19 protein-coding genes and 2 pseudogenes are annotated in these 19276 nt (G+C 71.8%); 12 read left to right on the top strand and 9 right to left on the bottom strand.

What is annotated here, in order from left to right:
- Positions 1–187 (bottom strand): hypothetical protein (locus FM051_RS52655; protein ID WP_476655328.1); only part of this gene is annotated, 187 nt, incomplete at its 3' end.
- 627 nt (positions 188–814) lie between these two features.
- Positions 815–1018, bottom strand: a complete 204-nt coding sequence (locus tag FM051_RS46200; protein WP_238413147.1) for a transposase — start codon at positions 1016–1018, stop codon at positions 815–817.
- On the opposite strand from FM051_RS46200, the gene FM051_RS50220 reads away from it, so the two are divergent.
- Positions 962–1102: a hypothetical protein gene (locus FM051_RS50220; protein WP_162470804.1), complete on the top strand. Its 141-nt coding sequence runs from the start codon at positions 962–964 to the stop codon at positions 1100–1102. The two genes, FM051_RS46200 and FM051_RS50220, sit on opposite strands and share 57 nt — an antisense overlap.
- A 266-nt stretch (positions 1103–1368) precedes the next feature.
- Positions 1369–1614: a Rossmann-fold NAD(P)-binding domain-containing protein gene (locus FM051_RS46195; RefSeq protein ID WP_202919408.1), complete on the top strand. Its 246-nt coding sequence runs from the start codon at positions 1369–1371 to the stop codon at positions 1612–1614.
- Between the two features lie 142 nt (positions 1615–1756).
- Here FM051_RS46195 and FM051_RS46190 read toward each other — a convergent pair whose 3' ends face one another.
- The gene (locus tag FM051_RS46190) at positions 1757–4672 is read right to left on the bottom strand and encodes an AfsR/SARP family transcriptional regulator (RefSeq protein WP_158853495.1); all 2916 of its coding nucleotides are present in this window, start codon (positions 4670–4672) and stop codon (positions 1757–1759) included.
- Between the two features lie 253 nt (positions 4673–4925).
- Between FM051_RS46190 and FM051_RS46185 the strand changes: the two genes are divergently transcribed.
- The 5 genes and pseudogenes from FM051_RS46185 to FM051_RS50215 all read left to right on the top strand — a co-directional run.
- Positions 4926–6164, top strand: a complete 1239-nt coding sequence (locus FM051_RS46185) for an MFS transporter (RefSeq protein ID WP_158853497.1) — start codon at positions 4926–4928, stop codon at positions 6162–6164.
- 73 nt (positions 6165–6237) lie between these two features.
- Positions 6238–8667, top strand: coding sequence for an ATP-grasp domain-containing protein (locus tag FM051_RS51105; protein WP_202919409.1), 2430 nt, complete (start codon positions 6238–6240; stop codon positions 8665–8667).
- Positions 8668–8881: 214 nt separating this feature from the next.
- A complete protein-coding gene (locus FM051_RS46175; protein WP_158853499.1) occupies positions 8882–9634 on the top strand; it encodes a DUF6875 domain-containing protein in 753 nt (250 codons plus the stop codon).
- A 57-nt stretch (positions 9635–9691) separates the two neighbouring features.
- Positions 9692–9826 carry a hypothetical protein gene (locus tag FM051_RS53500; RefSeq protein WP_274383890.1) on the top strand — a complete coding sequence of 45 codons (135 nt, stop codon included), beginning with the start codon at positions 9692–9694 and terminating at the stop codon, positions 9824–9826.
- Positions 9814–9942 (top strand): annotated as a pseudogene (locus FM051_RS50215) (IS5/IS1182 family transposase); the annotation flags it as partial. The gene FM051_RS53500 and the pseudogene FM051_RS50215, both read left to right, overlap by 13 nt.
- Positions 9943–10050: 108 nt before the next feature.
- Here FM051_RS50215 and FM051_RS46165 read toward each other — a convergent pair.
- Complete coding sequence (locus FM051_RS46165; protein WP_158853501.1) at positions 10051–11073, bottom strand: hypothetical protein; 1023 nt, start codon at positions 11071–11073, stop codon at positions 10051–10053.
- A gap of 147 nt (positions 11074–11220) precedes the next feature.
- Between FM051_RS46165 and FM051_RS46160 the strand changes: the two genes are divergently transcribed.
- From FM051_RS46160 to FM051_RS54300, 5 genes are all read left to right on the top strand, one after another.
- Positions 11221–11700, top strand: a complete 480-nt coding sequence (locus FM051_RS46160) for a YbaB/EbfC family nucleoid-associated protein (RefSeq protein WP_158853503.1) — start codon at positions 11221–11223, stop codon at positions 11698–11700.
- A gap of 12 nt (positions 11701–11712) precedes the next feature.
- On the top strand, positions 11713–12024 hold the full coding sequence (locus FM051_RS46155) for a type VII secretion target (RefSeq protein WP_158853505.1): 312 nt from the start codon (positions 11713–11715) through the stop codon (positions 12022–12024).
- Positions 12021–13265, top strand: coding sequence for a CdiA C-terminal domain-containing protein (locus FM051_RS46150; RefSeq protein ID WP_158853507.1), 1245 nt, complete (start codon positions 12021–12023; stop codon positions 13263–13265). The genes FM051_RS46155 and FM051_RS46150 overlap by 4 nt, the downstream gene beginning before the upstream one ends.
- A gap of 21 nt (positions 13266–13286) precedes the next feature.
- Positions 13287–13769, top strand: a complete 483-nt coding sequence (locus FM051_RS46145; RefSeq protein WP_158853509.1) for a SitI3 family protein — start codon at positions 13287–13289, stop codon at positions 13767–13769.
- A gap of 499 nt (positions 13770–14268) precedes the next feature.
- Positions 14269–14433, top strand: coding sequence for a hypothetical protein (locus tag FM051_RS54300; protein WP_420803669.1), 165 nt, complete (start codon positions 14269–14271; stop codon positions 14431–14433).
- 55 nt (positions 14434–14488) lie between these two features.
- On the opposite strand, the pseudogene larE reads toward FM051_RS54300, so the two are convergent.
- The 5 genes and pseudogenes from larE to FM051_RS46120 all read right to left on the bottom strand — a co-directional run.
- Positions 14489–15229 (bottom strand): annotated as a pseudogene (gene larE, locus FM051_RS54485) (ATP-dependent sacrificial sulfur transferase LarE); the annotation flags it as partial.
- A complete protein-coding gene (larC, locus tag FM051_RS46135) occupies positions 15229–16446 on the bottom strand; it encodes a nickel pincer cofactor biosynthesis protein LarC (protein ID WP_238413153.1) in 1218 nt (405 codons plus the stop codon). The pseudogene larE and the gene larC, both read right to left, overlap by 1 nt.
- Positions 16443–17141 carry a nickel pincer cofactor biosynthesis protein LarB gene (larB, locus tag FM051_RS46130; protein WP_158853634.1) on the bottom strand — a complete coding sequence of 233 codons (699 nt, stop codon included), beginning with the start codon at positions 17139–17141 and terminating at the stop codon, positions 16443–16445. The genes larC and larB overlap by 4 nt, the downstream gene beginning before the upstream one ends.
- 2 nt (positions 17142–17143) lie before the next feature.
- Complete coding sequence (larA, locus tag FM051_RS46125) at positions 17144–18421, bottom strand: nickel-dependent lactate racemase (protein WP_158853632.1); 1278 nt, start codon at positions 18419–18421, stop codon at positions 17144–17146.
- Positions 18421–19272 (bottom strand): amidohydrolase family protein, encoded by an 852-nt coding sequence (locus FM051_RS46120; RefSeq protein ID WP_158853638.1) that lies wholly within the window; start codon positions 19270–19272, stop codon positions 18421–18423. The genes larA and FM051_RS46120 overlap by 1 nt, the downstream gene beginning before the upstream one ends.
- Positions 19273–19276 lie beyond the last annotated feature (4 nt).

Here is a 19276-nt window from a genome sequence, read left to right as displayed (position 1 = left end):
CGTGGTTGATGGTCCCCTCGACCTCGATGGTGATGGGGGTGTCGCTACTGGCCCGGCTGCACAGGGCCTCATGGATCTTGGTTCCCGTGTTGGCCCGAACCGTCGCCCCGCCCTGACCGCCGGTGGTTCCGCCGTTCGCGGACGCGTAGCCGGTCGCGGTGCCGGCCGCCGCCGACGCCGGTGACATCGCCAGGACCACACTGGTCGAGGTCGCGACGGCCAACGCGCCACGACCGCGGGGATTCGCCGTGCGACTGTTCGTTTCATTTCGTCTCCTGCGTCTTCGAAGGTTGGACGGTGCTGTCACATTCGCCGGTACCGGGGCCCGGTCAGCCCATGACCTGATTGCCGCCGAAGGCCATGACGAGGCTGCCGTCCTCGGCGAAGGACCACTCCAGGTCACCGGCGTAGTGGGCGCACGCGGGCCCGTTCCCGATCTCCTCGGACGGTGCCGTCGTCGAAGTTGAAGTTGCGTTCGGTGTTGCCGATGCCGACGTTGTCCGACACCGTCAGCATCGGTGCCGTCGCGTCATGTAGGTCGTGCCGCCGGACTCGACGCGGGTGAGCGCCGAGCCGGCCCGAGGACGTGCGGCTGCCAGGAGAAGGCGCGGCGAGTTCGAGCTCCGATCGAGGACATCGCCGCGTCGGCGATCAACTGCAGCATCATCGCCCATGACGACGACTGGGGTGCCGTCGCCACCGTCCGCGAAATCATCGCGGCGTTCACGCGGGTGACGGGAAAGACCGGTGGGTTTCAAAGTCGGCCACACGTTCTGACCTGCGCTTCAGGCTGCTGCGGGTTCGTATTCGTTGATCAGTCCGCCGAGGACTGGTCGGCGACGTATCGATGTGTGGTTCGACTGCGGGATTGGGCGGTCTGGTCGTGGGGTGCGAGCTGTCGGGCTCGGTGGGGTCGGCGGTGGTTGTAGTGGGAGACGTACCGTTGCAGCACTGATCGCAGGTGGCGTTCGTTGATGATGAGCAGTCGGTCGGTGGCCTCGCGTCTGACGGTGCCGATGAACCGTTCGGCGTGGCAGTCGGCTTGAGGGTGACGGCGCAGTGGACGTGGAAGAAGTCGCAGGCCGACATGCCGGCGGCCTGAGCGTGTAGGAACCGTCGCCACGAGGTGTCGGTGTCACGTCTGGGTGTGGGCGGTATTCGCAGGCGCCTGAGCACGCGGCGGACGGTCGAGGCGGCTACCCGGTGGCCGAGTTCGAGCAGCTCGATACGCCTTGGTGGGAAGCCGTTGCCGCTGTCGCAGACCGCACGCAGCTTGACGCCCTCGACCAGGCGCGGCATGGAGTGCTACTGCCTGTGGCGCCTGGGGCTACGGCTGGATCGAACGGACCCGGGGTCGTCTTCACCGCGATGAGTCGTCGGCCGTTGGCGCGGGCCGCCCTCGCGGCCGGCCACGCGATGGACGGCCTCCAGGGCGGCGACCCCGCCAAGCTCGCCGACGCACTGGTCCACCTCGCAGGCCAGGACGAGCCGCCACTGCGCTTCATCGCCGGCGCCGATGCCATCGAGTTCGTCGAGAGCAAGGCCAAGCTCCTGCTCGCCCAGGTCGACGCCCACCGCGAGCTGTCCTCGTCCCTCGCTCACGACGCCACCTGATCCACCGCACTCCCAGGAAAGCCCCCACATGACATCGAAGCTCAACGGCACCGTCGCTCTCGTCACCGGCGCGGGCAGCGGGATCGGCGCCGCAACCGCGCGCTCCGCGCCGAACTGGACCACACGGCGCCACCACACGTGCTCACGCGTGCTGGCGGGCGACTCCCAGGCCTGCTCGGGCGCGGTCCTGCTCGTCCTGGTCGCCGGTCTCGGTGGCAATCCGCAGGGCGCTGGTGTGCGCGGCGCGGGCCTCGTCCAGTCGACCCGCTATCCGCTGGGTCTCACCGAGACCGTTGAGGGCGCTCGCCTCCCCGTAGCGGTGGCCGATGTCCCGGAACGTCTCCAGGGCGGAGGTGTAGCAGTGGTGCGCCTGGGACCAGTCGCCGAGCCGGGTGTACACGTTGCCCAGGTTGCTCAGGGTCGACGCCACGCCGTAGCTGTGGTCGAGGCGCTGGAACAGCTCCTGTGCCTGGGAGAGGTGCCGGACCGCGTCCGGGTAGCGCCGCAGGCTCGCGCACACGCCACCGAGGTTGGACAACGCGCTGGCCTGGCCGACCGCGTCGTCGAGACGGCGGAACAAGTCCAGCGCGCGTTCCAGGTACTCGACAGCACCGGCGTGGTGACCAGGGCGGGTGTGCGCGTTGCCGAGGTTGAGCAGCGCCGCCGCCTCCCCGTACCGGCTGCCCAGCCGCTGGTGCAGGGCCAGCGCCTCCAGATGGAGTGACGCCGCCTCCTCGTACTCCCCGAGCCGCTCCTGGACGATGCCGAGATTCGACAACGCCCGTGCCGCGCCGTAGTGGTCGCCGGTCCGCCGGTGCAGCTCGATCGCCTCGTGCAGGTGTTCGGCCGCCTGGTCGTAGTCGCCGAGGAGCCGACGCAGTGCGCCGAGATTGGTCAGTGCCGCGGCGAGCATGCTGTCCTCACCGGCCCGCTGGGCGGCGCGCAGCGCGCACTCGTGGATGGTCGACGCGTCCGCGTAGTGGCCACCCTCCAGGTACCGGTACAGCGTGTTCGCCAGGTCGACCGCGTAGCCGGGCCGGTCATCGCGCTCGGCGAAGCGGCACAGCGCGACGAGCGTGGACCGTTCGGCGTCGAGCCAGGCGCGCGCGGCGTCGGCGGCGGGGAACGTAAGCGGTAGCGTCACGGAGACGTCGGGTCGGTAGGGGCGGTCGGCCGGGTAGAGCAGGTCCATCGCCGCCGACGCGGCGGCCAGGTGGTGGGCGAGCAACCGCTCGACGGCGGCGGACCGCTCCGGCGCCGGGTCGTGCTCGCCGGCCAGCTCCTCGGCGTAGGCGCGCAGGAGGTCGTGCACGACGAACCGGCCGGCAGGCACCGGCTGCACGAGGTGGTTGCGCGCCAACACCTCCAGGGTCAGGCGCGACTCGTCCGGGTCACTCCCGGTGAGAGCGGCGAGCGCGAACGGCGTCACGTCCGAGCCGGAGTGCAGGCCCAACCGCCGGAACGCCTTCGCGACCTGCGGTCGCAACTGCAGGTACGACCACGAGAAGACGGTCCGCACGGCGGCGCGGACGTCGTCGCCGACGTCGAGCACGCGCAGCCGGCGGCGCCGGTCGGCCAGTTCACCGGTCAGCTCGGCCAGCGCGCTGGCCGGCCGGGACGCGGCCAACTCGGCGGCGACGCGCAGCGCGAGCGGCAACCGACCGCACTGCGCGGCCAACTCCGCCGCGGCCGCGGGTTCCCGTCGCACCCGCTCGCCGATCAGCGTGCGCAGCAACGCCAACGAGTCCGGCGCCGGCAACAGGTCCACGTCGAGCCGGTGGGCGCCGTGCAGCGCGACCAGACCCGCCATGCTGTTGCGGCTGGTCACCAGTACCAGGCAGCCCGACGTGCCGGGCAACAGCGGCCGCACCTGGTCGACCGTCGACGCGTTGTCGAGCACGATCAGCACCCGCCGGTCGGCGAGTTCGGCGCGATACCGCGCGGCGCGTTGATCAGGATCGACCGGGACGTCCGCGCCGGTGACGCCGAGGCCGTCGAGCAGGCGGCTCAGGGCGTCCTCCGCCGCCACCGGCAACCGCGGGTCGTAGCCGCGCAGGTCCACGTACAGCTGACCGTCGGGGAAGTTCGACCGGATGCGGTGAGCCCAGTGCAGCGCGAGCGCTGTCTTGCCCACGCCGGCCGTGCCGCACACGACGACGATGGGTACCCCGGTCCGCTCGGCCCCCAGCACCCGGCCGAGTTCGGTGAGTTCCGCCTGCCGGCCGGTGAAACCGAACACGTCTCCGGGCAGTTGGTTCACGCCGGGCGACATGGGCGGGGGTTCCGCCGGTGCGGCGGCGCTGTCGACGGGTGTTTCTTCGAGCGCGTCGAGGTACGCGGCGGTCAATTCCGGTCCGGGGCCGACGCCGAGCTCCTCGGTGAGATGCCGTCGCACCATGTTGTAGGTGCCGAACGCCCTGTCGCGCTGACCGGACGCGGTGTACGCCCGGATGAGCAACGCGTGCATCGCCTCGTCGAGCCCGTGCGCGGCGACGTACTCGACCAGCGCGGGCAGCACGTCACGCGCCGCACCGATCGCGATCATCACCTCGGCGTGTCGGGCCAGCGCCGCCCGGTGCTCCCCGGCCAACGTGACGACGCCGGGGTGGGCGCCCAACAGCGGCACATCGGCCAGCGGACGTCCGTGCCACAACCCCAAGGCCTGGCCCAGCAGGTCCGCGGCTTGCCGGGGGGTCGTCGCGCGGCACGAGTCGGCGCGGGCGACCAGCGAGCGGAACCGGACCACGTCCACCGCGTCCGGGGGCAGGCTCAGCGCGTACCCATCGCCCACGGCGGGGATGGTCGTGCTCGGCGCACGGGCGCCGCGGTCGGGTTCGAGCAGTTGCCGCAGGTGCTTGACGTGGGTGTGGATGACGTTGGTCGCGCTGGGCGGCGGTCGTTCTCCCCACAGCGCGTCGACCAGTTCGGCGCGGGTCACCGGCTTGCCGTGGGCGAGGGCGAGCAAGCCGAACACGGCTTTGCGGCCGGCCGGGCCGAGCGCCAGCGCGGTGCCGTCACGCCAGGCCCGGATGGGGCCGAGCACCTGGACGACCAGCACTCACGACCCCCATCGTGCCGCTCAACGCGGCGGGAAATCCGGAGGTTCCATGCTGGCACGCCGTCCAGAGCCACTCCAGCCGCCATCCAGACGATTCCCAAGGCGGCTCAGGGAACATCGACCGATCACTGTCGACGGCTCTTTGTCGGACGCGTTCCGGTCCAGTCGTCGTCCAGTTTTCGTCCAGCCGTGGCCGGAAGCATGGAGGTGCCGGCGGCTTGCCGGCGGTGGAACAGCCAGGGGGACAGGCGGAATGCGATTAGGTGAGCTGCACCCGAATCTCCGGCTGCGCATCACCGTGGCGTTCGTCGAGCGGACCCTCAACACGATCATCACCCCGCTCATGGCCATCTCCCTGGCGAGCGAGGTCGGCGCGGCGCGGGCCGGCCTGCTGATCGGGGCGGCGGTCGTGCTCGCGGTGGTCGCGAGCCTGGTCGGGGGACCGGTCGCGGACGGCCGGGGCAGGCGGTTGCCGCTGCTGGTGGGCACCGCCGGCACGGCGGTCGCGTTCCTGGGCATGGCGGCGGCCAGTTCGCCGTGGTGGCACTCCGCGGCGGCGGTGTTCGCCTTCTACGTGCTCAACAACATGGTGTCGAACTTCGCCCTGCCCGCGAACGAGGCGATGATCGTCGACGTCACCCCGGCCAAGCACCGCAAGGCCGTCTACACCCTGCAGTACTGGACGGTGAACGCCTCGCTCGCGGTGGGCGCGTTGTTCGCGAGCTTCCTCTACAGCGGGTACTTCACTGCGATGCTGACCGTCGCGGCCGCGATCGCGGGCGTGGCGGCGCTGGTGAGCCTGAAGTACCTGACCGAGACCATGCCCGCGGCGGTCGACCGGCCGCGGTTCGGCGAGCTGCTGCGCGGCTACGCCGACACGCTGAAGGACCGCCTGTTCCTGCGGCTCGTCGCGGGCATGACGCTGTGGCTGGGCCTGGAGACCCAGCTCACCGGCTACATCGGCGTGCACCTCGCGCAGACGTACCCGGAGCGCCGGGAGTGGCTCGCGCTCGGGCCGTGGCACGTCCACCTCAACGGGGTGGAGGTGTTGGGCGTCCTGCGCGCGGAGAACACGCTGCTGATCGTGGCGCTGGCGGTGTTCTCCGAACGGCTGGCGCGCGGGCTCGCCGACCGGCCGCGCGTCTACCTGGGCATCGCCCTGTTCGCGACGGGCAACGTGGTCCTGGCCCTCGGCGCGGACCTCGTCGTGCTGCTGGCCGCGGTGCTGGTGCTGACGATCGGCGAGCTGCTGCACATCCCGGTGATGCAGGCGATGCTCGCCGACCTGGTGCCCGAACACGCGCGCACCCGCTACCTGGCGGTGTTCAAGCTCGACCTCCAGGGCGGCCTGCTGATCTCGGCCGCGGGGATCAGCGCGGGCGCGGTGCTGCCGCCGTGGGGGATGGCGGCGGGGTTCTGCGTGCTCGCGGCGCTGATCGTGACGTCCTACCGGCCCGTGCTCGCCCGGCGGGCGGCCAGGTCGTCCGCATAGGAACGCACAGGAACGCACAGGAACGCACAGGAACGGTCAACCCGAAAACGGTTTGGGGAGAAGGAACTCCGCGATGGCAGTCAAGAGCATCGGCGACGCCCACGTCGTCGTGCTGAACCGGTGGCGCGACTCTTTCGCCGAGTACGCCCGTTACCTCGACCACGACGTCGCCCGTGTCACCTACGTCACGACCGGCGTAGGTCGGGCCGCGGTGCCGGCCAACGCCCGCGAGGTCGTGGTCGTCGAGGACCTGCTCGACCACGCCGAGGTGCGCGCCGCGCTGGAACCCGCGTTGCGCGCCCACGGCCGCCCGGTCGCGGTGGTGGCGCTCCAGGAGAGCGACTTCGCCGTGGCGGCGGCGCTGCGGGAGGAGTTCTCCGCGCGCGGTCGCAAGCCCGCCGACCTGCACCACTTCCTGGACAAGCACGCGATGCTGCTGGCCGCGCAGCGGACCGGCGTGCCGGTGCCGCGCTTCGAGCTGGTCACCGACCCCGTCGGGCTCACCGGGTTCGCCGGCGAGGTCGGCTGGCCGGTGGTGGTGAAGTCGTTGCAGGGCCGGGCGAGCACGGGGGTCCGGCGGCTCGACTCGGCCGACGCCGTCGACCGGCTGGACATCCCCTTCGACGCCGAGCACCCGCTGGTGGTCCAGGAGTACCTGCCGCACCGGATCCACCACGTCGACGGTGTGCACCTCGGCGGCGGCGCACTGGGGCCGTGGCGGCTCAACGCCTACCTGAACGTGCCCGGCGCGGCGGCCACCGGGCCGCTGGCGTTCACGATGGGGGAGCCGGTCGGGTCGGTCGAGGTCGACGACCCGGCGCTGCTCGCCGTGGTCGAGAAGTTCCTGCGGGTGCTGGTGCCCGGCATGTCCGCCGACCCGTGGGTGTTCCACCTGGAGCTGTTCCTGACCCCGGACGGCGAGTGCGTGTTCCTGGAGGTCGGCTGCCGCCCCGGCGGCGGTGAGATCCCGTTCGTGTGGCGGGACGTGCACGGCATCGACCTGATGGAGTGCGAGTTCTCCCTGCAGTGCGGCGAGACCCCCGACCTCGCGCCGTTCGACGCCGACGAGCCGGTGGGCGGCTGCCTGCACGTGCCGCTGGACCGGCCCGCCCCGTGCCGGGTCGTGGCCGCCGACAGCATGGTCGCCGAGGACGGCCCCTACGCCGAGGTGATCCCCGCCGTCGGATCCGTCATCCCGCGCACCGCGGGCTCGTACGAGTTCGTCGGCGGCAGGTTCCGCCACCGGGGCGCCTCCACCGCGGAGGTCGCCGCGCGGGTGATGGCGACGGCCGCGGACTACCGGCTGGTGTCCGAACCGGTGCGGGTCGCGGTGATCGGAGGCCGCATCGAGATGCTCCGGGCGGCTGCGGACCTCGGCCTGGACGTGACGCTGGTGCACTTCCCGGACCGCTACGACCCCCGGTCGGACGAGCTGTGCGAGAAGGTCTTCCACGTCGACCTGATCGCCGAGCCGGACCGGGTGGTGGACCTCCTGCGCCGCGAGCACGCCGAGCGGCCGTTCACCAGGGTGCTCACGCTGACCGAGCCGGGCCTGCTGCCCGCCGCACGGCTCAACGCCGAGTTGGGGCTGGGCGGCAACAGCGTCGAGACCGTGCGGCTGCTGAAGGACAAGGCGCTCATGCGCGACCGGCTGGCCGAGGTCGGCCTGTCGCCGGTCCGGTACCGGACCGTGCGCAGCGCGGAGGAGCTGATGGCGTTCCTGGACGAGCTGGACGGCGTGCCGGCGGTCGTCAAGCCGCTGGACTCGGGCGGCAGCGACGGTGTGGCAGTGGTCGTGACGCCGCAGGACGTGCCGCCCGCGTGGCGCCGGGTCGAGGAGTCCGGGCGCACCGTCGTGCTCGCCGAGGAGTACCTCGACGGGCCGGAGGTCAGCGTCGAGGCGTTCAGCCACGACGGCGTGCACACCGTCGTGGCGCTGACCGACAAGTTCCTGGGCCCCGGGTTCATCGAGGTGGGCCACGCGGTGCCCGCCGACCTGACCGAACCGGTGCGGCGGCAGGTCTGCGAGCTGACCACCGCGCTGCTGGACGCGGTCGGCCTGGTCGAAGGGCCGACGCACACGGAGGTCAAGCTCACCGGGCGCGGGCCGCGCATCGTGGAGTCGCACAACCGCGTCGGCGGCGACTACATCCCCGACCTCGTCCAACTCGTCCACGGCGTGGACCTGCAGCGGCTCGCCGTCGGCGTGCCGCTGGGGCTGGTGGCGTGGCGGCCGGAGCCGCGGCCGGCCAAGGGCGGCGCAGCGGTGCGGTTCATCATCGCCGAGCCCGGCACGGTCACCGAGGTGACCCGGCCGGAAGCGCTGGACCCGGCCGTGTCGCTCACGCTCACCGCGAAGCCCGACACCGAGGTGCCGCCGCTGCTGTGGTCCGACGACCGGGTGTGCGGGCACGTGATCGCCACCGGGGACAACGCGGGCGACGCCGTGGCGCGCTGCGTGGACGCCGTCTCGCGGGTCCGCATCAGCACCCGGGCGGGCTGACCCCGGTCCCGCACGACCGACACCGCAGCCGCCCGGGACCCCGTCCCGGGCCGGTCCACCACGCCCCGTTCCCGAAGTCCGCGACGTCCCCGGAGTTTTCGAAAGTTGATGCCATGACGCACGCCCAACGCAAGGTCGTCATCGCCGCCGCGGTCGCCCTGCCCGCCCCGCGCGGGGTCCTGCGCCACCTCACCTCACCGCCGAGAGGTCTGTCATGATCGTCGATCCCGCCGACCCGAACCGCTTCCTGGTCGAGCTGTCCGACCTGCGCGGACCGCTGCCCGACCAGGTGCGCCGCCACCAGAACGCCCTGTACTCGGTGGTCGGCTGGGCCCACCAGTACCTGGTCAAGACCCACCCCGACCTCGGCCGCAAAGGCCCGGTCTGCCCGTTCGTCCAGGGCTCCCTGGACAAGGGGCTGCTGTACCTGGCGGTCTACCCCGGCCGGCCGGGGTCGGTGACCGAGATGACCGAGGCCCTGGCCCGCTACCGGGCGTGGTACCTGGAGCTGCGGGCGACGGCCGGGCGCGCCGCCCAGTTCCTGGCGATCCTGGTGCTGTTCCCGGACATGTCCCGGGAGGATGCTTCCCGGCTGGTCGACGAGGCCCAGTCGCGGCTCAAGGCCGACTACGTCGCGCAGGGCCTGATGATCGGCGAGTTCCACGACGGGCCGCCGCCGAAGTCCGGGCTGTGGAACCCGGAGTTCCGCCCGCTGCGCAGCCCGGTGCCGATGCTGGCGATCCGGTCGCTCGTGCCGACGGACTTCCCGTTCCTGCGCGACGACCGGGACTTCGTCGCGGCCTACCTCGACCGCATCGAGCCCGAGGACATCCCGCCGCGCTGGCGCGACGAGGTGGCCGAGGTCGCCGCCGGGTTCGGCCTGGACGCAGTGGGTTCCGGCCCGGACACCGCCGGGGTCGGCCTGGACGCCGCCCCGCAGTCCCTGGGGAACACGTCGTGCCGCTGAAAACCTCGGGCCCGGCGACCGGTCCGCCGCACACCGGGACTTCCGCAGGGTGTCGCGGTGCCGAGCGCGAAGCCGGAACCGGTGGTGTTGTCCGACGAGGAACGGTCGGTGCTGACCGGGTGGGCGCGGCGCCGGAAGACGGCGCAGGCGTTGCGGTCGCAGATCGTGTTGCCCTGCGCCGAGGGGTGGTAGAGCGCACGATCGCCTGGTACCACGGCATGAAACGCCTGCGCATCCGCTGGGAACGCCGCGACGACATCCACGAAGCCTTCCTCGGCCTTCGCCACCTGCGTCATCTGCTACCGACACGTCCAGCGATTCTGTTAGGAGCAGAAATGCGCTCCCGCTGTGCTCCGAGGTGGTGTGGAGACTCGGCTGGAGCACCGGTGCCCTGATCGGGTCGTTGCTCGGACGGGTCAGCTGAAGGCGGTCGTGAACAGGCGTACGTCGGGGTTGTCGCGGGTGCGGTAGGTGTGCGACCCGGAGCACCAGGACAAACCGCTGGTGGTGTGCCAGTCGGCGGGTGTCCAGTAATGGCGGTGGGTGAGCAGTTCGGTCGCCACTGCTCGCTGGTGGCGTCTCGCGCCGACGGCCGTGAGCGCGGCGGCGACGAGGTCGTACGCGGTGGGTGGGGTGGCGATGTCACCCGAGGCCGGGAGGAGGAGCAGCAGGCGGGCGGCGGCACCCAGCGTGGGGTCGGGTTGCTGTGATGTGGCGACGAGTTCGTCCCAGGACAGGCCCGGACCGTGAAAGTGGCCGCTGAGGTGGGCGAGGGGGACGGCCGGTCGGTCGTCGGACGGGCTGAGCAGGTAGTCGTGACTGCTGTCGTCCGGGTAGTTGCACCACACGAGGTGCACGCGGTGACCGCCGCGAACGGGAAGGGTGAACACGGGCCACCGGTCCGGGTCGTCCAGGTCGTCGTACAGCGCGCTCATGTCCGCGGGGTCGACGTCGAACGCCGCCGCCGCGGAGTCGGCACCGCCGGTCGACATGAGGAACAGCGCCCAGAACACCGGATCGCCGATCAGGTCGGTTCGATCCACCAGGATGTCGTCCGGAACAACCGGTACGAACCCGTCCACGTAACCGGGAATGCGCACCACCGCAGTCTTCCACAGGCTTTCACACACACTCGCCCTACCGGTTGACCGCTCGATCCAGCCGGTGCAGATAGCGACGTCGAGCGAGGGGGCGACAGACGCGGACGCGGGTGCGGTGGCGAGGCGCAGTGAGGCGAGCAGGTCTTCGACGCTTTTGACCAGGCGCTGCCGTTCGTCGGCGTTCCTCAGCCGAAAATCGATGATCTGGGACAACGGGATGTCGTCGTCGGGCACCGGCAGCATGTCGGCGGCGCGGCCGTGAACAGCCGTGGCGGTGCGGGCGTCGGCGGTGCCCCGGGCGCGGTGCAGGGTCAGTATGACCTCAGGACGGTGCCCCATGGCATCAGGTCGGACGACGGCACGTGGACGAAGACGAGGTCTTCGTCGGGGACGGCGGCGGTATCAGGTGCCGAGTGTCATCGACCCCGAGTGGCGAGTAACGCCGTTCCGGCGCGGCGGCCTTGATCCGTCGGTATGGTCCTGGGCATGACCATGCCGGGGAACCTGTTCGGCGGCGACCCGTCGGAAGTCGAACGCGGGCTCGACGAATGGGTGTCCGGGTTCGAGCGCAAGGCCGCGCAGTACCAGGTGTTGCAGCAGCGAGTCGAAGGTGTGCGGCTCAGCGCCACCAGCCCCAACGGCGTTGTGACGGTCACCGTGGACGCCGACGGGTCGCTGGTCGACGCGACGTTCACCGACGGGATCGTCCGGACCACGCCGGACGAGTTGAGCAGGCAGTTGCTCATCGCGCTCAGCCGGGCCAAGGCGCAGATCACCGAACGCGTCCGCGAGGTCGCCGGCGAGACCGTCGGCGAAGACGGCGCCGAGCGGATCGCCGGCTACTACGCGCAGAAGTTCGCCGGACTCGGGGAACCCGACCAGGGTGCCGTGCGCCCGGAGCAGCGACAGCGCCGCCCACCTGACGAGGACGAATTCGGTGAGGGATCCGTCTACGACCAGCGCTGACCGAGGGGGAGTATGTCGGGCTTCGAGGTTGCAAGCGGGGACCTGCGTGCTCACGCGGGCAAGGTCGACGCCCACGCGGCCGGCCTCGGCACAGCGGCGGACGCCGCGGGCCAAGTGATGCCCGACGCCGCCTACGGCATCATCTGCCAATTCCTGCCACCACTGTTCAACGAGGTCGAAACGATTGCGCACGAGGCGCTCCAGGCCGCCCGGGGTGGCCTGGAGACCGTGGCACAAAGCCTGCGCGACTCGGCCGACGCCTACGACGCCGAGGACCTGACCGCAGTGCGGAACTTCACCGGCATCGAAGGCGGCATGCGGTGACCGGCAATCCGTTGGTCGCCCCGGAGCAGGACTCCACCAAACCGTACACAGGCATCGGCATCGCTGAATCGGTCAGCGACTTGGTGCAGGGCATAGAGAGCGGCAACTGGGTCGACATCGGGTTGGGCGCGGTGACCACCGGCCTGGAAGCGCTGAGCATCGCGATGGACCCGATCGGCTCGGCGGCGTCCAACTTCATCTCGTTCATCATCGAGCACGTCGGTCCGTTGCAGGAAGCGCTCGACAAGCTCGCAGGCAACGCCGACGCCGTCGCCGCGCAGGCCCAGACGTGGAAGAACATCGCGACCGCGGTCGGCGAGGTGCACACCGCTTACGGCGCCGAGCACACGGCGGACACCGCCGGGTGGGCAGGCACGGCCGCCGACGCCTACCGCGCCCGCGCCGCGGACATCGTCGCCGTGATCGGTGCGGCCGGCCAGGCCGCGTCCGGTTTGGGCAGCGCGATCGAGATGGCCGGTGTGATCGTCGGCGTGGTCCGCGAGACAGTCCGAGACCTGATCGCCGATCTGGTGGGACGCCTCGTGGTTTGGGCAGCGGAGGCGCTGACCATCATCGGCGCGCCCGCCGCAGCGACGCAGGCCGCGACAGCCGCCGCGAAGTGGGCGGCGCGGATCGCCCAGATCATCAAGCAGTTGGTCCGTACGATGCAGAAGCTGATGCCCATGCTGCGCCGCTTGGGCGACCTGTTCGCGCAGATCCGCAAGAAAATGGACGACCTGCGGTCCGGTGGCAACGGCAACAAGCCGCCGGACGACCCCGGCAAGAAGCCGACGCCGAGCGGTGACGAACCCACCGGACCCTCCCGCGCCCCGGACCCGAACGCCGAGCCCGGCGGGTCGCGCACCGAGATCGACCCGAAGCACGACGCGGACACCAAACGCTCACTGCAACGGGAGAACGAGTCTGCGACCACCCTCGCCAGAGCCGGGTACGACGTCGAGCAGAACCCGACCGTCCCAGGCCCCAAGAACCCGGACTACCGGATCGAAGGCCGGATCTTCGACAACATCGCCCCGGTGACGGGCAGCCCGCGCAACATCCACAGCCGGATCGCGGAGAAGGTCGAGGACGGTCAGACCGACCGGGTCGTGGTCAACCTCGCGGACAGTCCGGTCGAAGTGGACCGACTGCGCACCCAGATGCGCGACTGGCCGATCGAAGGCCTGAAGGAAGTCATCGTCATCGACAAGAACGGCAACGTGGTTCACTTGTACCCGTAGCCCCGCGATCAAGGATGCCCAGTGTCCATTTCGTACAGTCTCGCGCTCGCCACACCGCGTCCGGTGGAGCAGGTCGCCGAAGCACTGCGTGAGGTCGGCGTCGCCACCGGACTGCTCGACCCGGCGACCACCGGCGACCGGCTGCTCGGTGAGAACGCGGCGACGACCGGCGGTACGTGGCTTCGCGTAGTGGCGGACAAGCCGAAACCGTGGAACCCGGTCATCGATGTCCTGAACGCCACCCCCACTGTGCGCGCGGCCTTCCGCTTGGACAAGACGGCCGACATCAGCCGCCAACAGGACGACGTCATCCGCCTGGTGACCGGTGTGCTGGCAAAGGTACCGGGTGACGCGGTGCTGCACCACGACTTCGAGGTCATCTGGCTGATGCGACGCGGCGGTGAGCTGCTGCTCAACGAACGGGACGACATCTGGCCGCCCCACCGCCTCGCCGTCCTCGCCCAGCCCTACCGGCGTGAGACGCACGCGTTCCCCGAGGACTGAACCCGCTGATCACTCGTCCCGGGCCGCACCTCGACCATCGAGCACCAGGACCCGGAGACCTCGAAGGCGTGGCAGGTGGAGGTGGCCTCCGAGGTGATCGCCGGGGACGGCGCATTGTGGAGGTGTTCTTCGACGCCGGACAGTCCCGTCGCGGCGCGTGGCGTGGCCGTCCCGAGGCCGACCCCGAGACGACACCGGTCGTGCGGTGGCTGTTCGCCGAGCGTCTGGCCAGCCGCACTACCGGCTGGCAGATCTGGAACCGGCAGGGGGTCGACCACGACCACACCACCCCCGCCGACCGCCGGCGCCGCCGCCGCATGGTCAAACGCAACCCGGCCGACCGTGGGTCGTCTCCCGGCACCGCGCCCACACCCCACTGGTGAGCGAACGCGACTTCGTCGCCGTGCGACGACTGCGCACTCGACGCGCCACCGGTTCCGGTGACATCCGCGAGTACCGGTTCGCCGGTCTGCTGCGCTGCGGCCCGTGCGGACGCCGCATGGACTGTCACTGGGGCAACGGCCGCGCCGGCTACCGCTGCCGCCACGGCCACACCGGACCCCGCGCCGACGACCGGCCGGCGATCCCGGGAAGACCACCTGTTCGCCCGGATCGGCCGCGCGCTGCACCTGCCCGCCAGTTCGCCGGGTTGGCTCGTGGTTGAGGTTGCCGGATCGGAACACGGCGAGTTCGGCGTTGTCGAACCCGGCTGCGCGGACGATCTCGGTCAGTGCGGGTCCGATTTCGGGTCGGTGGGCGAGGTGTGGGTCGAGTTCGATTCTGCCGGTGTCGCCGAGGTCGCGGACTCGGAGGTCGTGGGTGGGTGTGCCCGTGTCGGTGAGCCAGGTCCGGACGGCGGCCTCGGCGTGTTGCACTCTGGCCAGGCGGGCGGGGGTGATGGTCAGGCCGTAGCGCACCCGGCTGGCCAGGCACGGCGTGGCGGGTTTGTCCCAGGTGGGCAGGTTCCAGAGGCGGCTCACGGCGCGGACGTCGGCTTTGGTCATGCCGGTGTCGCGTAGTGGGGTGTGCACGCCGGTTTCGTCGCCGGCGCGGATGCCGGGGCGGAACGGGTCGCGTGCGTCGTCGGCGTTGACGCCGGTGGCGACGGCGTGCAGGCCGTGGTCGCGGGCGAGGGTGGTGATGGTGTCGAGGACGGTGGATTTGCAGAAGTAGCAGCGGTCCCGGCCGTTGGCGGTGTAGGCGGGGTTGTCCAGTTCGGTGGTCGGGGGTGCGAGGTGTCGTACGCCGAGGTGGTGGGCGAACGCGACGGCGTGCGTCAGTTCGGTGGTGGCGAGGCTGGCGGAGTCGGCGGTGACGGCGAGCACGGTGTCGGGTCCGGTGGCGCGTGCGGCGGCGGCGAGCACGAGTGCGGAGTCCGCGCCGCCGGAGAAGGCCACGGCGACCGGGCCGATCGCCCTGAGGTGGTCCACGAGCCGTGCGGCGGCGGTGCCGGTGTCCATCAGCGCTCCTCGGGGCTTTCCGCGGGGCTTTCCGCGGGGTTCTGTGTGGTGGGGTTCTGTGTGGTGGGGCTTTGCGCGGCCAGGGTGAGCACGGTGCGCAGTGGCAGGCCGGTGTGCCGGGCGACGGTGGCGGCGTCGTCGTATTCCGCCTTGCCGTGGTGCGGTCCGTGTTTGCGGCGTACCGGGATGCCGTGGACGTGCACGGTGTCGGTGGTCCGGGGCAGGGCGGTGCGTCGTACGTTGGTGCGCCGCACGCCGAGGGTGCCGGTCTCGACGAGGATCCGTCGTTCGATGGCGTCCGCGGTCTGCGGTGTCGTCAGCGCGTGCAGCACGTGCCCGGGTCTGCCCTTCTTCATCGTGGCGGGGGTGATCCAGCTGTCCAGCGCGCCGAGCTCGAGCAGGAGGGCGACGAGGTGGCCGAGGACCTCGCCGGTGACGTCGTCGAGGTTGGTCTCCAGGACCACCAGGTCGCGCACGTCGGCGGGGTCGCGGTCGGCGGGGTCGCGGTCGCCGAGTCGGACCACCGCCATGTTGGGCCGGTCGGGCAGTGTCCTGGTGCCCACGCCGTAGCCGGTGGCCGTCATCCGCATCGGCGGCGGCGGGCGGTAGTCGGCGCCGATGGCGTGCAGCAGCGCGGCGGCGGTCGGGGTCACGGTCTCGCCGGTCAGGGTGGTGCCCACGACCCGGGCGCCCGCCAGCAGCGCCGCGGTCGCCGGGGCCGGGCAGGGCAGCACCCCGTGCGCGGTGCGGACCGAGCCGGCGCCGATCGGCAACGCCTCGCAGTGCACTTTTCGCACGTCCAGGGCGCGCAGCGCGGCGGCCACGCCGACGACGTCCACCAGCGTGTCGTGACCGCCCAGTTCGTGCAGGTGCACCCGGTCCGGGTCCTCCCCGTGCAGGCGTCCCTCGACTTCGGCGATCGCGCGCAGCGCGGCGACCGCGGTGTCGGCCACCGCCCGGTCGCGCACCCGGCCCGCCATGGCGATCAGCTCGCCCGCCGCGCGGCTGGTGGCCTCGTCGGACACCGACACGACGGCCCGGCACCCGGTGAGCCCGTGGGTCGGCACCGGCGTGACGGTGAGGTCCCAACCGGTCAGGCCGGTGTCGGCGACCGCCGCGCGGATCGCCTCCAACGGTGCCCCCGCGTCCACCAGCGCGGCCAGCAGCATGTCGCCGGCCAGCCCGGTGAACGGCGAGACGACGCAGACCCGGCTCACCCCGTCCCCCGCCCCGTCGTCCCCCGCCCCACCACGCGGGCGAGCCGGAATGCGGCCATCGCCGCCCCGAACCCCGAGTCGATGTTCACCACCGTGATGCCCGCCGCGCAGGAGGCGTGCATCGCCAGCAACGCGGTGACGCCCTCCAGGCCGGCGCCGTAGCCGGTGGAGGTGGGCACGGCGACCACCGGACACGCGACCAGACCGCCGATCGCGCTGGCCAGCGCGCCCTCCATGCCCGCCACGACGATGACGGTGTCCGCGGCGCGCAGCCGGTCCTGCTCGGCCAGCAGCCGGTGCAGACCGGCCACACCGACGTCGGTGACCGTGCTGACACCGAGCCCGACCGCGGCGGCCACGGCGGCGGCCTCCCGCGCCACCGGCAGGTCGGTCGTGCCCGCCGCGGCCACGACCACGCCGAACCCGGCCGGCGCGGCCGGCCGCCACACCAGCAGACGGGCCCCGCCGTCGTACGAGCCGCCCGGCACCGCGGCCAGCACAGCCTGCGCCGCGTCGGCCTCCACCCGCGTGGCCAGCACCGGGCCGTCGTTGTGCCGCAACAAGGTCCGCACGATCCCGACGATCTGGACCGGTGTCTTCCCGCTGCCGTAGACCACCTCCGGCAGCCCCTGACGCGCTTCACGACCGACATCGACCCTGGCGAACCCGAGATCGACCACATCCGATCCAGCCATATTCATCCTTCGTCGACGTAGGGGATCGTCTGGGGGCCTTCGGGCAGCACGCACAGCCGGGCGTCGGGCCCGGCCGCCGCAAGGGCCTCGGCGACGGTCGCGGAGATGTCCGCGGTCTGCCGCAGGTGCGCGGTCGCCAACTCGGCGTCGCTGAGGTACGAGGTGTGCATGACGACCCGGCAGTCGGCTTGGATGCGCGCCTGGATCTGGACCTGCCACTGGTCCGGCACGGTGACCGGCCGTGCGGAGATCTCCGCGAGCAACGCCGCCGGCGAGTCGGCGGAGGCGAGCACCTCGCGGTAGGACCCGTGGTCGGGGAAGCCGTCCCGGCACTCGGCCGCGCACACGATCGTGCCGCCCGGCTTGACCACCTGGTAGGCGGCCGACATCCCCTTCACCGCCTGGTAGAGGTTCTGGTCGAGCGGATAGCCGGAGTTGGTGGTCACCACGACGTCGAACAGCCGCGGCACCGGCCGCATGGCGACCTCGCGGGCGGTGCGCACCGCCTCGGCGTGCATGGCGAGCAGGTTCCCGCCGAACGCGGCGACGACCTCCTTGTCCTGGTTCAGGACCACGTCGAACCCGAACGTCACGCCGGTGGCGTCCGCGATGGCGCGCACGTCGTCGTGCACCGGGTTGCCCTCGATGACGCCCCACGCCGCTCGCGGGTGGCCGATCCGGCGGGCGTCGTGCAGCACGAGCACCGTCTCCAGGGCGGCGAGGCCGGGCGCGACCAGCTTCGGGCCGCCCGAGAACCCGGCGAAGAAGTGCGGCTCGACGAAACCGGTGGTGATGCGCACGTCCGCGGCGACCCATTCGCTGTTGAGCCACACCGGCACACCCGCGCCGATCTCGCCCATCCACGTCAGGCTGCCGCGGTCGCGGGCGTCGTGGTTGACGATCCGCACCGAGTCGACCACCTCGTCGCCGAACATCCGACGCAGCTCGGCCTCGGAGTTGCCCCGGTGCGTGCCCGTCGCGACCAGCACCACGACGTCGTCGAGGTCGACCAGGCCGTCCAGTTCCTCCAGGATCGCCGGGATCATCAGCTCCCGTGGCTGCGGGCGCGTCCCGTCGCAGGCGGAGATCGCCACGGTCTGGCCGCGGCGCACGCGTTCCCGCAGCGGTGGACCCGCGACCGGCGCGCGCAGCGCCCGGCGCAGGATCTCACGCGGCGGTTCGGTGGCCTGGTGGTGCCGGGGCGTGACCACGGTGGTCACCGCCGGGTCGACGCGCAGGTCCAGACCCGTCTCGCCGTAAGCCAGCCGCACCACGCTCATCAGCTGTCCCCCAACCGGTAGACGCGGGTGGCCGTGCCACCGAAGACCTGGGCCTGCTCGGCGGCGGTCAGGCCGGCCGTCAGCTGCTCGGCGGCGTCGATGACCTGTTCGTAGGAGGCGGCGAGCAGGCAGACCGGCCAGTCGGAGCCGACCATCAGCCGGTCCGGACCGAACGCCTCCAGCGCGATGTCGACGTAGGGCCGCAGATCGGCCACGGTCCACCGGGGCCGAGCCGCCTCGGTCACGAGGCCGGACACCTTCGCCACCACGTTGGGTTCGGCGGCCAGCGCCGACAGGCGGGTCGCCCACGGCTGGAGCACGTGGCCGGCGATGTCCGGTTTGGACAGGTGATCCAGCACGAACACCAGGTCCGGCACCGCCCGCACCGCTTCCACCGCCGCCGGCAACTGGTGCGGCAGGGTCAACAAGTCGTAGACCAGTCCGGCGTCACGCACCGCACGCAACCCGGCGAGCACGTCGGGACGCACCAGCCACGCCGGATCGGGCTCGGCCTGCACCAGGTGCCGGACACCCACCAGCCGGTCGCCGCCCGGTCCGCGACGCAGCCGGTCCAACTGCCCGGCGACGTCGGGCGCGGTGAGGTCCACCCACCCCACGACACCCGCGACCAGGTCGGACTTCCCCGCCAACGCGAGGAACTCCACCGTCTCCTCGATGTCGGGGAGCACCTGGACCAGAACCGTGGCGTCCACCCCGGCCGCGCTGGTCACCGCACGCAGGTCAGCCGGCCCGAAGTCACGCCGGATCGGCGCCAGGTCCGGCCCGTCGAGCCAGTCCTGCGGCCGGGCGGCAAGATCCCAGAGGTGGTGGTGGGCGTCGATCCGGCGCATCGCG

The organism is Saccharothrix deserti, from assembly GCF_009769385.1.
Lineage (GTDB): Bacteria > Actinomycetota > Actinomycetes > Mycobacteriales > Pseudonocardiaceae > Actinosynnema > Actinosynnema deserti.
The sequence above is the reverse complement of the archived record's forward strand: the minus strand, read 5'-3'. Positions and strand labels throughout refer to the sequence as shown.